Annotated in this window: 12 protein-coding genes and 1 pseudogene; 8 read left to right on the top strand and 5 right to left on the bottom strand. The window is 63.0% G+C overall.

What is annotated here, in order from left to right:
• Positions 1–364 precede the first annotated feature (364 nt).
• Positions 365–1,708: an 8-oxoguanine deaminase gene (locus CGK93_RS19050; protein WP_089596166.1), complete on the top strand. Its 1,344-nt coding sequence runs from the start codon at positions 365–367 to the stop codon at positions 1,706–1,708.
• Between the two features lie 107 nt (positions 1,709–1,815).
• Here the strand turns inward: CGK93_RS19050 and CGK93_RS19055 are convergent, their stop codons facing one another.
• From CGK93_RS19055 to CGK93_RS23880, 4 genes and pseudogenes are all read right to left on the bottom strand, one after another.
• A complete protein-coding gene (locus CGK93_RS19055; protein ID WP_232481402.1) occupies positions 1,816–2,820 on the bottom strand; it encodes a hypothetical protein in 1,005 nt (334 codons plus the stop codon).
• A gap of 151 nt (positions 2,821–2,971) precedes the next feature.
• Positions 2,972–3,487 (bottom strand): hypothetical protein, encoded by a 516-nt coding sequence (locus CGK93_RS23875; RefSeq protein ID WP_198318267.1) that lies wholly within the window; start codon positions 3,485–3,487, stop codon positions 2,972–2,974.
• Positions 3,488–3,807: 320 nt separating this feature from the next.
• Positions 3,808–4,742 (bottom strand): annotated as a pseudogene (locus tag CGK93_RS19065) (type IV toxin-antitoxin system AbiEi family antitoxin domain-containing protein).
• Positions 4,743–4,996: 254 nt separating this feature from the next.
• Positions 4,997–5,173 (bottom strand): hypothetical protein, encoded by a 177-nt coding sequence (locus tag CGK93_RS23880; protein WP_014922716.1) that lies wholly within the window; start codon positions 5,171–5,173, stop codon positions 4,997–4,999.
• A 370-nt stretch (positions 5,174–5,543) separates the two neighbouring features.
• Here CGK93_RS23880 and pucL point away from each other — a divergent pair, with 370 nt between their 5' ends.
• From pucL to CGK93_RS19085, 3 genes are all read left to right on the top strand, one after another.
• Positions 5,544–6,458: a factor-independent urate hydroxylase gene (gene pucL / locus CGK93_RS19075; RefSeq protein WP_198318268.1), complete on the top strand. Its 915-nt coding sequence runs from the start codon at positions 5,544–5,546 to the stop codon at positions 6,456–6,458.
• A gap of 174 nt (positions 6,459–6,632) precedes the next feature.
• On the top strand, positions 6,633–8,141 hold the full coding sequence (locus CGK93_RS19080; protein WP_089596168.1) for a nucleobase:cation symporter-2 family protein: 1,509 nt from the start codon (positions 6,633–6,635) through the stop codon (positions 8,139–8,141).
• Positions 8,142–8,318: 177 nt separating this feature from the next.
• Entirely contained in the window at positions 8,319–8,786 is a 468-nt protein-coding gene (locus CGK93_RS19085) for a DUF2867 domain-containing protein (protein ID WP_089596169.1), read from the top strand.
• Between the two features lie 70 nt (positions 8,787–8,856).
• Here CGK93_RS19085 and CGK93_RS19090 read toward each other — a convergent pair whose 3' ends face one another.
• On the bottom strand, positions 8,857–9,612 hold the full coding sequence (locus CGK93_RS19090; protein WP_026546905.1) for an IclR family transcriptional regulator: 756 nt from the start codon (positions 9,610–9,612) through the stop codon (positions 8,857–8,859).
• 221 nt (positions 9,613–9,833) lie between these two features.
• Between CGK93_RS19090 and CGK93_RS19095 the strand changes: the two genes are divergently transcribed.
• Genes CGK93_RS19095 through CGK93_RS19110 form a run of 4 tightly spaced genes read left to right on the top strand, consistent with a single transcriptional unit; the run spans position 9,834 to position 14,942 of the window.
• Positions 9,834–11,234, top strand: coding sequence for an NAD-dependent malic enzyme (locus tag CGK93_RS19095; RefSeq protein WP_089596170.1), 1,401 nt, complete (start codon positions 9,834–9,836; stop codon positions 11,232–11,234).
• 18 nt (positions 11,235–11,252) lie between these two features.
• Positions 11,253–12,851: a malate synthase A gene (aceB, locus tag CGK93_RS19100; RefSeq protein WP_089596171.1), complete on the top strand. Its 1,599-nt coding sequence runs from the start codon at positions 11,253–11,255 to the stop codon at positions 12,849–12,851.
• 1 nt (position 12,852) lies between these two features.
• Positions 12,853–14,115, top strand: a complete 1,263-nt coding sequence (locus CGK93_RS19105) for a DUF6986 family protein (RefSeq protein WP_089596172.1) — start codon at positions 12,853–12,855, stop codon at positions 14,113–14,115.
• Between the two features lie 14 nt (positions 14,116–14,129).
• Positions 14,130–14,942 (top strand): bifunctional allantoicase/(S)-ureidoglycine aminohydrolase, encoded by an 813-nt coding sequence (locus tag CGK93_RS19110; protein ID WP_089596173.1) that lies wholly within the window; start codon positions 14,130–14,132, stop codon positions 14,940–14,942.
• The last annotated feature ends 36 nt before the right edge of the window (positions 14,943–14,978 follow it).

Genomic DNA, 14,978 nt, shown 5'->3' on the forward strand with positions numbered 1-14,978 from the left:
GAGCTCCAGTTAGCTTGGTTACCAGGCTTCAGCATGTGCGATGAAGGTTAAGTTGCGCCTGGTAGATAGCTTCCCGAGGTCCGGGTGCCCGCCTTTGGCAGTTAGAGCGTAACACCAGCTTTGTGAGCCGCGCCATAGTTTTTTGAAAACTTAATTTCGTCATGCGAAATTAATGAGTGAGTGGGGTGGTGCAGGGGCTGGCGCCCGAATGTGACCGCAGGCACCCCGCGGGCGTTGACTGCCGCCGTCGAGCATTCTACGCTTTTCGGACTGGGCCGCGTTCTGACGGTCCGGCAACCTGGATCAGCAGACAGGGCCTAACTGAGCTGGAACGCGTACACGCCGACCAGACAAGGAACCTGTTATGACCCGTCTTTGGATCAAGAATCCGCTGGGAATTTTCACCGCAAACGACCTCGACGCCGGTGGCGGCCTGGTGGTTTCCGACGGGAAAATCGTAGAGCTGGTGCCGTCGGGCGGGCAGCCTTCTACTCCCGCCGCCGTTTTTGACGCCTCTTCCCACGTGGTTCTCCCCGGCCTCATCAACACGCACCACCACTTCTACCAAACCCTCACCCGTGCGTGGGGGCCCGTGGCCAACGCTCCCCTGTTCCCGTGGCTCCAGAATCTCTACCCGGTGTGGGCGCGATTGACGCCCCGGAGCCTTGAGCTTGCCGTGCAGGTTGCGCTGGCTGAGCTGCTGCTTTCCGGCTGCACTACCGCCGCCGACCACCACTACCTCTTCCCCGACGGCATGGAAGACGCAATCGACATTGAGGTTGCAGCCGTGCGATCCATGGGGATGCGGGCCACGTTGACCCGCGGCTCCATGACCTTGGGAGAGGACGACGGCGGGCTGCCGCCCAGGACCACGGTCCAGTCACCTGAGGCGATCCTTGCGGACAGCGAACGGCTGATTCGTCAGTACCACGAGACCGGAGACGGCGCCGTTGTGCAGATAGCGCTGGCCCCCTGCTCGCCCTTCTCGGTGACCAAGGAGATCATGGCCGAGAGCGCCGCCATGGCCGAACGGTTCGATGTCCGGCTGCACACACACCTCGCCGAAACCATCGATGAAGAAGACTTCTGCCGGTCCATGTTTGGACTGCGGACCGTTGATTATTTGGAGTCCGTGGGTTGGTTGGGCAACCGGACCTGGCTGGGGCACGGCATCCACTTCAACGACGAGGAGATCGCCAGGCTGGGAGCCGCGGGCACCGCCGTTGCGCATTGCCCCACCTCCAACATGCGCCTGGCCTCCGGAACCGCGAGGGTCCTTGAACTCGAGGCTGCTGGTGTTCCCGTAGGGCTGGGAGTGGACGGATCGGCGTCGAACGATGCCTCCAACATGATCCTCGAAGCCCGGCAGGCACTGTATTTGCAGCGGCTTCGTTACGGCGCCTCCGTTCCCGTGGAACGCGCGCTCGGCTGGGCCACCCGTGGATCGGCTGCGGTTTTGGGTCGCTCCGATCTTGGGCAGCTGGCTCCAGGGATGCAGGCCGATTTGGCCTTGTTCAAGCCAGACTCCTTGCGGTTCTCGGGCAGCCACGACCCCGTCGCTGCGTTGCTGCTCTGTGGGGCGGACCGTGCTGACCGGGTGATGGTGGGCGGTGTTTGGAGGGTTGTTGACGGCGCGATTCCGGGGCTGGACGTCGCCGGGCTGATTGCTGAGCACTCGGCGGCGGCACGGAAGTTGGTTGCGGGGTAGGTTTCGGTTCCCCCTTGCGCGAAATCGCCGGAACGCTGCCACTTCGCAGGGAACGTTCCGGCGATTTCGCACTATTCCGGCGATCTCGCTGCCGACCGCCAGTTGTATCAGATCGTGATCTTGTAGATGTGATGCGTGTACTCGTTGGCGAACGAGTCTGTGAACTTTCCGTTCTGGACAGAGATGGTGCGGTTCTCGCCTACAACCTCCACCTGCGTACCGGTTATCCCTGCCGGGAGGGTGAACGTCTTGGAACCTGTACCGCCGTTCACGCCGATGCCTGCGAAGAGGTAGGCACTTCCATCCTTCGCCTTGAGCATCGTGTCCGTGCCCGCGGCGCCTGCGTCCCACACATAACTCTGCGTGTTGAGTACAGGTGCCAGGGACTGGATACCGGCAAGTGCGGTCTTGATCTTTGCCTTCCGGTCAGCCGGCGCCTGAACCAGTGAATACGTCCCGAAGCCCGCCTGGCCATTGTTGTTGTGCTGGAAGATACTGATCCCGCGTGCCTCATGGATGATGCCTGACCACATAGCGCCCTCCATCTGCTCCGGTGTGATGGTGCGGTCATTGGAGGCATTCAGGAACGGGCGTGCCGACTCAACGAAAATCCAGTTCGGATGGATACCCGGTGCCGACTGGAACTTCCGCATCTGGTCAATCTGCCAGCCGTAGGCCGCCGAGGTAGCAGTGTTCGCACCCTCTGGCCATGCCGGCGTCCGGTTCAATTCATCCTGTAGATCCGCCCGCGCGTACATGTAATTGTCAACGGAGGCCGCATCAACCGCGGCCATGAAGTCGTCCATCAGACCTGGCGCCCAATAAGTGCCGAGGATGCCCTTGGAGTAGTTGGCGAACGCAAACCTGCCATCATTGAAGCCACGGATCTGGGCCACTTTGTCCTTCATCTGCTGAAGGTTCTGTTCATACGTTGAACCGTTGCAGCCGAGCCCCAGCATGTCGCACTCGTCATAGGTGTCCCAGCCCACCACATTCGGGTTGCTGCCCACTTCAGTCCGGGACCATTCCGTTCCCGCGATGACCAGCATTCCCGTGTTCGTAATGGACGCCATCGTGGAGCCGTCATGTTCGGCGTTCTGATAAACGTTCACGCCGATGTCCTTCAATTGGGTGGCGTGCTCAGGTTTGCCGTAATAGACGCTGATGGGGAACAGGTTGGGGTTGTTGAGCTTCGCTGCGCCGGGGAACTTTGCCCAGTACGCAGGGCCGCCATCCCAGGGAATCCGCGCCAGGTTGGCGAGACTACCGGTGCCCGGGGTGGTGGGGGTTGGGGTTGCCGTTGGGGTTGCCGTGGCCGTCGGGGACGGGGTGGGCGTTGGGGTTGCCGTCGGCGTTGGGGACGGGGTGGGCGTTGGGGTGGCCGTCGGGGTCGGGCCAGCCGTCGTCGCACTCGGCGTCGGCGTCGGCGTCGGGCTTGCGGACATGGCCGTCGGCGTCGGCGTCGGGCTTGCGGACGTTGGAGTCGGGGTTGCAGTGGGGGTTGCGGTGGTCACGCTCGGCGTCGGCGTCGGCGTCGGGCTTGCGGACGTGGCCGTCGGCGTCGGCGTCGGGCTTGCGGACGTTGGAGTCGGGGTTGCCGTGGTCGCAGGAGGCGACGACGTAGGTGCCGTGATGGTTGTCGTCGGTGTCGGCGTCGGCGTCGTGCACCCGGCGAGGGCCAACGCAATCACCGCCCCAAGCATTGAGACCTTGAGTTTCATGACATGTTCCTTTGGGGAAGCAGCCACACATTAGGCTGCTGCGGCGCCGGATCCCCACGCCCGGCTCGTTTTGTCTCCTGCCAAGGCAGGGATTTTAGCCAGGGTGAACGTCCTGGCAGAGCTCGATGACGAGCATCAATTTTTACTCGACATGCTGCGGTGCGACGCGTGCGGGCCATGTGTCCGGCGCCATCGAGCGAGCAAGCGCAACCCGTCAGTCAGGGCTGCAACGACCTTGAAGACCCAAAAGGGTGGCCGTCAGCCCAGCTTACGTGAAGCCCTCAGCGCCCCGCTGATTGTTACGCAGATCACATTCCACCATTTCGATGCTTCGCTGCGCACCAGACGGTAGGAGTCGTCTAATGCGCAGGGAGTCATCTATCCGGCTGCGCGAAGGGCCCGCAGCACGCGAATCTTAAACTCCTGCTCCTGGAACAGGTCCCGCCACTTGATGCGAATGAACGTCCACCCTTCCTCCATTAGCGCCTTTTCGCGCTGCCGTTCCCGAAAAATGACCTCTTCCGTTGGCGCGTAGTCGAAGTACTTCACCCTGCCGTCGAACTCCATGGCCAACTTCTTGTCGCGCCACGCGAAGTCCAAGCGATGCTTTCCTTCGGTTGTTCGAACTTCCACCTGAAGTTCTGGTGGCTCAATGCGGAGTCGCACGAGAAGTTCCCGACTTAGAGTCTCGCCCGGAGACTCGGAGCGGGCATCGGCATTCTTCACAGCGCGTCGCAGCGAAAGCACTCCGTTTCTGCCCGACAGAGCTGCGCATCATTACGCTAGCTTCGTCGCATCCGCACCAATTCGGAGGGCATGGTCCATCAAGACAAGGCTCTGCCGGTAGTCCAACATCAGGCAACAGTCCACCACTGTCCGCTCCAGCGAAGTACACGGCAGCCCGTCCACGAGGACCACCTCGCCCTCCCCAAGCACTCTGGAATGGGCCACCACATCGCGGCCATGCGAATTCGGCGCCGGCGTCTTCTTCTGCGTGATGTGTGCACGGTCATCAACACCCCACAGGAACAGGCGATGGAGGCGGGCAGCGGATGTATGGCTGTAGACTAAGCCACCACTCGACGTCGTGAGTGTCCCGTGGGCGTGCGCGGCGATCAGTTGCCGGCTTCGAACCCGTGGTTTTGCGCCGCCCAGGTGCGTTCACGGATGTAGCACCCCCGGCGGAGCCTCACCAGTACGCCCCTTCGCACCAGGGCAGAGGTGGCCCGGGCATTGAAGCCTGCCTCATTGAGCTGGCTCGTCCGCCACAAGTCCATGCCGGATGGAAGCTCCCTGGGAGCGGAATTAGTCATGAGCCAAGCTTCGCCACGCCCGCAAGCCCGGGAAAGGCGTGCACCGTCCTATGTGGAAAAGTCCATTTCGATGGCTTCCTGCCGGCTAGATGACTCCTAGCGTCTAATCTGCAGCGAGGCATCGAAACGGGGGCCCACAGCAAACGGGCGCGGGCAGCAGGCAGAAGGCACGCAAAAGCGGGCGACACCTCCCCAGGTATCGCCCGCCTCGTTGGCTCTGTTGCGCAGAGTCCGCGCCCCGAAGATGCAGGGTCTCAGGGGCGCTGCCGGCCGAACACCGGGAGTGCGCGCAGCCAACGGGAGAACCCGCCAGCCTTGCGGTCACAGTCGGCCGGAATGTAGAAGTCCGGATCTGTTGCACCGAAGGGCAGGTACAGCTCCTGACCGGGCGCCGGGAATTCCACGACGTTGTTCGTATCCTTCGAGTCCATCTGTTCCTCCTCTTTCTCATGCATGCAGTTTCCGCTCTTCGGAAAACTTTTATTGTTATGTGGAAAGTGTAGGCAGCCGGGAAACAACGCGTCAAGACCCCCAACAACGTCACGCGAGTTGCCCCGGTCACATTTGGATGGTTCATAACGATCCTTCGGAACCCATATACACAAGCCGAAATCATGCGCTACTCTCGAATGAGTTCGTGGCGTAGGTCACGTAACCTGAGAGCAGCAGGCAGGGTCGTAATGAGCTGGCATCAATGGATGTCGGCTCTTTTTTGTTGGGTCGGCTCCACCAGAAACGCGGTGGAAACACGCGCTTAATTTCATTGATGGAACGTAGGTTCCACCTCACAGAAGTTGGGATATGACCATGAGCAACAACATCGTCCTCGGCGAAAACCAGTACGGCAAAGCAGAAGTCCGCGTCGTCAAAGTCACTCGGGATACGGACCGCCACCACATCGAAGACCTGAACGTCACCTCGCAGCTGCGCGGCGACTTCCAGGCCGCGCACCTCGAGGGCGACAACGGCCACGTCGTCGCCACCGACACCCAGAAGAACACTGTCTACGCGTTCGCTCGTGAAGGCATCGGCTCCCCCGAGTCATTCCTCCTGCGCCTTGCAGACCACTTCACCGGCGGGTTCGACTGGGTTAGCGGCGGACGCTGGGAAGCCGAAGCCTACAGCTGGGATCGCATCCAGGCCCACGGCGAGGGACACGACCACAGCTTCGTCCGCAACGGACAAGAGGTGCGTACCGCCGTCGTCGTCCGTGATGGCGCAACCACGCACCTTATTTCCGGCCTCAAGGACCTGACCGTCCTGAAGACCACGCAGTCCGGCTTTGTCGGCTACCCGCGCGACAAGTACACCACCCTGCCGGAAACCACCGACCGCATCCTGGCTACCGATGTATCCGCCCGCTGGCGCTACAACACCAACCTGGACTTCGCCGGCACGGACTTCAACAAGAGCTACGAGGACATCAAGGCACTCCTGCTGGAAGGCTTCACCGAGAACTACTCCCACGCCCTGCAGCAGACGCTGTTCGACATGGGCAAGAAGGTCCTGGAAGCACACAGCGAAGTGGACGAAATCAAGTTCTCCATGCCCAACAAGCACCACTTCCTGGTTGACCTGAGCCCGTTCGGCCTGGACAACCCCAACGAGGTCTTCTTCGCGGCCGACCGCCCGTACGGCCTCATCGAAGCCACGGTCCAGCGCGAGAACATTGCCGCTGCACCGGTTGCCTGGAGCGGCATCGCCGGCTTCTGCTAAAACCCGCACCAAACCACTAAAACCGCACCATCCACGGATTTGTGTGCAGGTCCCCCAACGGCGCCCCCGTCAGGCCGGACCTGCACACGAACCCAACCCCAAAACCCCAAGATTTTGTTAGCCAGACACAGTTAGCCAGACGAAGACGTCTGCCATGAACCCAGAAAGTCTGCCATGAACATCAAAAAGAAGTCCCGCCCCGCGAATACCACCTCTTCGCGGAAGCATCAGCCGGAACGCCCCGAGGACAAGCGCCTGTCAATTGGCAGCACCTTCGCTTACGGCTTCCAGCACGTCCTCACCATGTACGGCGGAATCATTGCCCCGCCGCTCATCATCGGTGCAGCCGCCGGCATGTCCTCGCAGGACATCGGCCTGCTCATCGCCGCCTGTTTGTTCGTTGGCGGCCTGGCCACCATCCTCCAGACTGTGGGCATCCCGTGGTTCGGTTCGCAGTTGCCGCTGGTGCAGGGGGTTTCCTTCGCAGGCGTTTCCACCATGGTGGCGATCGTCCAAGGCGGTGGCGGGATCCAGGCCGTGTTCGGCTCGGTCATTGTGGCGTCGCTGATTGGCTTGGCGATCACTCCCCTGTTCTCCAAGATCATCAAGTTCTTCCCGCCAGTGGTCACAGGCACAGTGATCACCACCATCGGCCTGACGCTGATGCCGGTTGCCGCAAACTGGGCCATGGGCGGCAACGCCAAGGCCGACAACTACGGCAGCATGGCCAACATTGGACTCGCAGCAGCAACCATGGGTGTCGTCCTCCTCCTGAGCAAGGTTGGCAACGCAGCCATCTCCCGCCTTTCGATCCTGCTGGCCATGGTCATCGGCACCATCATCGCGTTCGTGGCAGGCATGGCCGACTTCTCCAAGGTTGGCCAGGGCGACATCGTCGCATTCCCCACACCGTTCGCTTTCGGCGCTCCGACCTTTGAAATCGCCGCCATCATCTCCATGCTCATCGTCATCCTGGTCACCCTGACGGAGACCTCGGCCGACATCATCGCAGTGGGCGAGATCGTGGACACCAAGGTGGACTCCCGCCGCATCGGCGACGGCCTTCGCGCAGACATGCTCTCCAGCGCCATCTCCCCGCTCTTCAACTCCTTCACGCAGAGCGCTTTCGCCCAGAACGTGGGACTGGTGGCCATCACGGGCATCAAGAGCCGCTTCGTGGTCAGCGCCGGCGGCCTTATCCTGGTGATCCTCGGCCTCCTGCCGATCCTGGGCCGCGTTGTCGCAGCGGTTCCGACGCCCGTCCTGGGCGGCGCCGGAGTGGTGCTGTTCGGTACGGTGGCAGCCAGCGGTATCCGCACCCTGGCCAAGGTCGAGTACAAGAACAACATGAACCTGATCATCGTGGCGGCATCCATCGGCTTCGGTATGATCCCCATCGCCGCACCGTCCTTCTACGACGCGTTCCCGTCCTGGTTCTCCACGATCTTCCACTCCGGCATCAGCTCGGCAGCCGTCATGGCCATCCTGCTGAACATCCTCTTCAACCACTTCAAAGCCGGCAACTCAGACAACCAGTCGGTGTTCGTCGCCGGTACTGACCGGATTGTCAGCGAAGAGGACATCAAGTGCCTCAGCGAAGGCGACCGCTTCGAAAACGGCAAGCTCATCGACGCCGACGGCAAGGAAGTCCCGCTCAAGACCTCCAGCGCGTCGGAGCACTAGCTTTCAACCGCGCAAACAACAGCAGGCGGCAGTGTTTCCTTGGGGGACACTGCCGCCTTTTGTCGCCTCGCGCGGAAAGCGGACAGGAACAGAATGTACGACGCCGGCACCCGCCCACGCGGCGCCCTCGCCACCGCAGGCACCCACTTCCCACGCGGAGCGCCGTAGGATCGGGCCATGACCGAACAGGCTCCCTGCTTCCACTCATTGGCCTTCCGCGAGATCCCAACGCCGGACTACGCGGATGTCTGCCTGGCTGTCCTTCCGGAAGGGGCCGGCACGGACCCCACGGAATGGGCAGAGCGGCTGTTTTCCCTGGAGTCCATGCCCCGCTGTGTTGCTGCGGCGATGGGTTTGCGCCAGGCACTGGTCCCTTTAATCGGCGTTCCCAAGGCCCCGCAGGACACGTTCAAGGTCAGCGAGCAGTCCGGCGAAGAAGCCCTGATCTTTGTCCGGGACAAGCACTTGGACTTCGCGGCCGCCGTCGGGGTCGATCCGGTGGGCCGACTGATCAGGGTGACTACCGCCGTCGTACTTAAAGGATGGCGCGGGAAGCTGTACTTCAGCGTCGTGCGCCCGGTGCACCCGATCGTGGTGAACTCCATGCTGAAGAAGGCCACCCGCTCACAACCAACGCCGAGCTGACAGATAATGCCCATGTTTTTGGAAAACATGGGCATTAAGTGCCAACTCGGCGTGTGCGGGGGGGTAAGGCCTAGTTCTGGTTCAGCTCCGCGGAGATCGCCATGGCAGCCTCGCGCAGCATGGGCACGGCGCGGTCGGCGAAGCTCTGGTCCACACGGGTGATCGGCCCGGAAACCGAGATCGCCGTGGGCGTGGGCGCATTCGGCACGGCCATGGCGAAGCAACGGACGCCGAGCTCCTGCTCTTCCTCGTCTATGGAGTATCCACGCTCACGGATCAACGCCAGGTCCGCGAGCAGGGAGTCGATGTCGCCGATGCTCTTGGCCGTGGGAGTGGGCATGCCGGTGCGGGCCACGATGCCGCGGACCACCTCGTCATCCAGCTGGGCGAGGATGGCTTTACCCACGCCGGTATCGTGCGTGTGGGCGCGGCGGCCAACTTCGGTGAACATGCGCATGGAGTGCATGGACGGGACCTGGGCCACGTAGATGACCATGTCGGAATCCAGGACGGCCATGTTGGAGGTCTCGCCGAGGCGTTCCACGAGGGTCTTCAGTTGCGGACGGGCCACGGCGCCAAGCTGCTTGCTGGCACCTTCGCCGAGCCGGATGAGCCGCGGGCCCAGGGCATAACGGCGGTTGGGGAGCTGGCGGATGTAGCCCAGGGACACCAGCGTGCGGAGCAGGCGGTGGATGGTGGGCAAGGGCAGGTCGGTGGACGACGAGAGTTCGCTGAGCGTGACGTCGCCGCCCGCGTCCGTGATCAGTTCCAGCAGTTCAAAGACGCGCTCAACGGACTGCACGCCTCCGGAGGCTTTTTCAGCCATTCCCTTGTCTCCCATGACTCAGATTCCGACAACTCTTATCCGCATCGTGAAAAGAATTGCTTAGAACACCCAACATACAGCACAGCGCGCACCTGCGCGACGACACCGAACATGACCAGGCAAGGGGTTGTGTTTCCACTTTGTAGATAATAATATCCATAATACGAAAACATTCAGTTTGGAACGGCGGCCCGGGAACGGGCCTTACAGGAGGAATTTCAATGGCGAATCCGAGCCCCGGAAACTCGATCACCCTGCGCGTCGCCGCACCGTCGAGCTTCACCGCTACCAGCGAACTGGCAGCAGCCGTCGGCGCAGCCGGTGCAGCAATCACCGCGCTGGACGTCACGGAATCCCACCACGAGACGATCGTTGTTGACGTCACTTGCAACACCACCGACGACGACCACGCAGCCCGCGTCAAGGACGCCCTGAACGCACTCGACGGCGTCACCGTCCAGCACGTCTCGGACCGCACCTTCCTCATGCACCTCGGTGGCAAGCTGGAGGTCGTCCCCAAGGTAGCCCTGCGCAACCGTGACGATCTTTCACGCGCCTACACTCCCGGCGTCGCGCGTGTCTGCATGGCTATCGCCGAAGACCCAGCCGCAGCCCGCAACCTGACCGTCAAGCGCAACACCATCGCCGTCCTCACCGACGGTTCAGCCGTGCTGGGCCTGGGCAACATCGGCCCCGCCGCTGCCCTTCCCGTGATGGAAGGCAAGGCTGCACTGTTCAAGCAGTTCGCCAACGTTGACGCCTGGCCGGTCTGCCTGGACACCCAGGACACCGAAGAAATCATCATGATCGCCAAAGCCATGGCCCCCGTTTACGGCGGCATCAACCTCGAAGACATCGCCGCACCGCGCTGCTTCGAGATCGAGAACCGCCTCCGGGAAGAACTCGACATCCCGGTCTTCCACGATGACCAGCACGGCACCGCGATCGTCACGCTCGCTGCCTTGGTCAACGCCCTCCGCGTGGTGGACAAGAAGCTCTCCGAAGTGAAGATCGTGGTTTCGGGCGTCGGCGCTGCCGGCTCGGCCATCATCCAGCTCCTCAAGGCCCAGGGCGCGCAGCACATCATCGCCGCCGGCCGCTCGGGCGCCATCCATTCGGGCGAGAAGTACGACGACGAGCACCGCAGCTGGATTGCCGCGAACACCAACGAAGAAGGCTTCTCCGGAACCCTCCACGACGCTCTCAAGGGAGCGGACGTCTTCATCGGCGTCAGTGCCCCACACGTGATCGGCGAAGAGCAGGTTGCTTCCATGGCCGAGGACGCGATTGTTTTCGCCATGGCCAACCCGACGCCGGAGATCGACCCCGTTGTTGCGTCCAAGCACGCAGCCGTGGTTGCCACCGGCCGCAGCGACTTCCCGAACCAGATCAACAACGTGCTGGCCTTCCCGGGCTTCTTCCGGGGCCTGCTGGACGCCGGAGCATCGGACATCACGCCGAACATGCTGGTGGCCGCCGCCGAGGCAATTGCCAACCGGGTAGCTGACGATGAGCTCAACGCGAGTTACATTATCCCCAGCGTCTTCGATCCCCATGTTGCCGCCGATGTAGCGACCGCCGTAGCCAATGCTGCGCACGCCAACGCCGCCAGCGCACTCTAGAAAAAGGAATCCGCTCACATGGCTATCACAGTCACCGATCCCCGGCCGATCGATCGCGCCGAGGAAATCCTCACCCCCAAGGCCCTGGCCTTCATCGAGGAACTGCACAAGCGCTTCGCCGGCACCCGCAATGAGCTCCTGGAAGCACGCGGCGTCAAGCGCCAGAAGGTTGCGGACACCAGTCGCCTGGACTTCCTCCCGGAGACCCAGGACATCCGCGACGGCGACTGGAAGGTCGCTGAGGCACCGGCAGCTTTGCAGGACCGCCGGGTCGAAATGACCGGCCCGGCAACCCCGGCCAAGATGGCCATCAATGCCCTGAACTCCGGCGCCAAGGTGTGGCTGGCTGATCTTGAAGATGCCAGCACTCCCACGTGGCCCAACGTCATTGACGCCATCCTGAACCTCCGCGATGCTGCCCAGGGAACCCTGAGCTTCACTTCGCCCGAGGGCAAGGAATACCGTCTCCGCACGGACGCTCCGCTCGCTGTGGTGGTGGCCCGCCCCCGCGGCTGGCACATGGAAGAACGCCACCTGCTGATCGACGGCGAACCCGCCGTGGGTGCGTTGGTGGACTTCGGCCTGCACTTCTTCCACATCGCCAAGCAGCTGCTCCTCAACGGACACGGCCCGTACTACTACCTGCCCAAGATGGAGAGCCACCTTGAGGCACGCCTCTGGAACGACGTCTTCGTGTTCGCACAGGACTTCCTCGGCATCCCGCAGGGCAGCGTCCGCGCCACCGTGCTCATCGAGACCATCCCGGCTGCGTTCGAGATGGACGAGATCCTCTACGAACTGCGCGATCACGCCTCGGGCTTGAATGCCGGCCGCTGGGATTACCTCTTCAGCATCATCAAGTACTTCCGTGATGCCGGCGAAGAGTTCGTCCTCCCGGACCGCGCCACCGTGGCCATGACGGCACCGTTCATGCGGGCCTACACCGAACTCCTGGTCAAGACCTGCCACAAGCGCGGCGCCTTCGCCATGGGTGGCATGGCCGCGGTCATCCCCAACCGCAAGCAGCCCGACGTCACCGCCGCAGCCTTCGACAAGGTCCGCGCCGACAAGACCCGCGAAGCGAACGATGGCTTCGACGGCTCCTGGGTTGCCCACCCGGATCTGGTCTCCACCTGCCGCGAAGTCTTCGACTCCGTCCTAGGCGACCGTCCCAACCAACTGGACAAGCAGCGTCCCGAGGTGAGCGTCACGGCCGAGCAGCTGATCGACGTCGCCTCCGCCGGCGGCACCGTCACGGAAGCCGGCCTGCGGCTGAACCTGTACGTCGCCGTCGCCTACACGGGCGTCTGGATCTCCGGCAGCGGCGCCGTTGCCATCCACAACCTCATGGAAGATGCCGCAACTGCGGAGATCTCCCGCTCGCAGGTGTGGCAGCAGATCCGCAACAAGTCCGTTCTCGCGGACACGGGCAACACCGTGACCCGCGAGCTCGTCAGCCGCATCCTGGGCGAAGAAACCGAGCGCCTGCGCATCGAGTTCGGTGACGAGAACTTCAAGGCGTACTACGAGCCCGCGTCCAAGCTGATCGAGGACATCTGTTTGTCCGACGATTACACAGACTTCCTCACCACTCCCGCGTACGAGCTGGTGGGCTGAGATGGGCTCATTCTCTTCCTCTGATCTGGCCCACATCGAGTCGCAGCTTGCCGCGACGGACCAGCTGCTGGACCGCAACTACCCCGGTGACGACGGCTCACGCCAGCCCATCCACACCGTCTACATCCCGGCCGACCGCTTCACTCCTTCCCTTGCGGCAGAATGGGGCGCCCAGGCGCTGGCGACGGCGGAAGCCCACGGCGGCCTGGAAAAGCTGGGTCAGTTGCTGGGCCAAGAGTCTCACCTGGCTGCCGCTGTCGCAGAGCGTGTGGCTGCGAAGCTTTCCGCTGAGCCGATCGAGGACCTCCGTCTGGACTTCGAAGACGGCTACGGCGACCGCGGCGATGAGGCAGAAGACGCCGACGCCGTTGCTGCCGCCAAGGCTGTTGCCACTGCCGTTGCGGCCGGGACAGCTCCGCCGTTCATCGGCATCCGCTTCAAGTGCTTCGAAGCCCCCACCAGGGCACGCGGCCTGAAGACGTTGGACTTGTTCGTCTCCACGTTGGCTGAGGCCGGCGAACTCCCCGCTGGACTGATCCTCACCCTGCCCAAGGTCACCACGGTGGCCCAGGTGCAGGCGATGGACTACGCGGTGACCCGCCTTGAGGAAGTCCACGGGCTTCCTGCCGGCCGGCTCCGCTTTGAGGTGCAGGTGGAAACACCGCAGCTCATCATTGGCGCTGACGGAACCTCGCCTGTGGCCCAGCTCCCCCACGTTGTTCCGGGCCGTATCAGCTCCCTGCACTACGGGACCTACGACTACAGCGCTTCGCTGGGTATCTCCGCGGAATACCAATCCATGGAACACCCGGTGGCCGACTTCGCCAAGGAAGTCATGCAGCTCGCAGTCGCCGGCACGGGCATCCGCCTTTCCGACGGCTCCACCAACATCATCCCGGTCGGCGACGGCGTGGAAGATGCGTGGAAGCTGCACGGCCGGCTGGTCCGTCGTTCCCTGGAAAACGGCTACTACCAGGGGTGGGACCTGCACGCAGCCCAACTCCCCAGCCGTTTCTCGGCGTCGTACGCTTTCTACCGCGAAGGCCTGCCCGCAGCGGCACTGCGCCTCCGCAACTATGTTGAGCGCACCGAAGGCGGCGTCATGGACGAGCCCGCCACGGCCCGTGCCCTTGCCGGCTTCGTCCTCCGCGGCGTCCAGTGCGGCGCAGTGGCGACCGACGAGGTCAAGGCGCTTGCCGGCGTCGAACTTTCACAGCTGACCGCACTGGCGCACCCGCGGCTCGCACAACCAACTTCGCACTGATAGGAGCATTTCGCATGGGCAAGTACTATTACCCGCAGGGCGGCCTGCCGCCGCAGACGCAACTGACCACCGAGCGGGCCATCGTCACCGAGGCGTACACGGTGATCCCCAAGGGCGTCATGACGGACATCGTCACCAGCAACCTGCCGGGCTTCTCCAACACGCGGTCGTGGATCATCGCACGGCCGATCTCCGGTTTCGCCACCACGTTCTCCCAGCTGATCGTGGAGATCGCACCGGGCGGCGGGGCTCCCAAGGCCGAGTTCGAGTCCGGCGTTGAAGGCGTCATCTTCGTCACCAAGGGCCAGGTCAACCTGACCCTCGACGGCGAGCTGCACCACCTTGAAGAGGGCGGCTACGCCTACCTCGCCGCCGGTTCAGAGTGGGGCCTGGAGAACGTGTCCGACGACATCGTGTCCTTCCACTGGATCCGCAAGGCCTACGAGCGGCTCGAAGGTTTCGAAGCCAAGTCCTTCGTCACCAACGAGAAGGACGTGGAGCCCACCTCCATGCCGGACACCGACGACGTCTGGAAGACCACGCGCTTCACGGACTCCAGCGACCTCGCCCACGACATGCAGGTCAACATCGTCACTTTCCAGCCCGGCGGTGTGATCCCCTTCCCGGAGACCCACGTCATGGAGCACGGCCTGTACGTGCTTGAGGGCAAGGCCATGTACCTGCTGAACAACGACTGGGTTGAGGTGGAGGCTGGCGACTTCATGTGGCTGCGCGCGTTCTGCCCGCAGGCTTGCTACGCCGGTGGCCCTGGCGAGTTCCGTTACCTGCTGTACAAGGACATGAACCGCCAGGTGAAGCTCACCTAGTCTTTGCCCCGCTTGTCCCGAGATCGCCGGAACGCT

The sequence above is a fragment of the Arthrobacter sp. YN genome (assembly GCF_002224285.1).
In the GTDB taxonomy this organism is placed as follows: domain Bacteria; phylum Actinomycetota; class Actinomycetes; order Actinomycetales; family Micrococcaceae; genus Arthrobacter.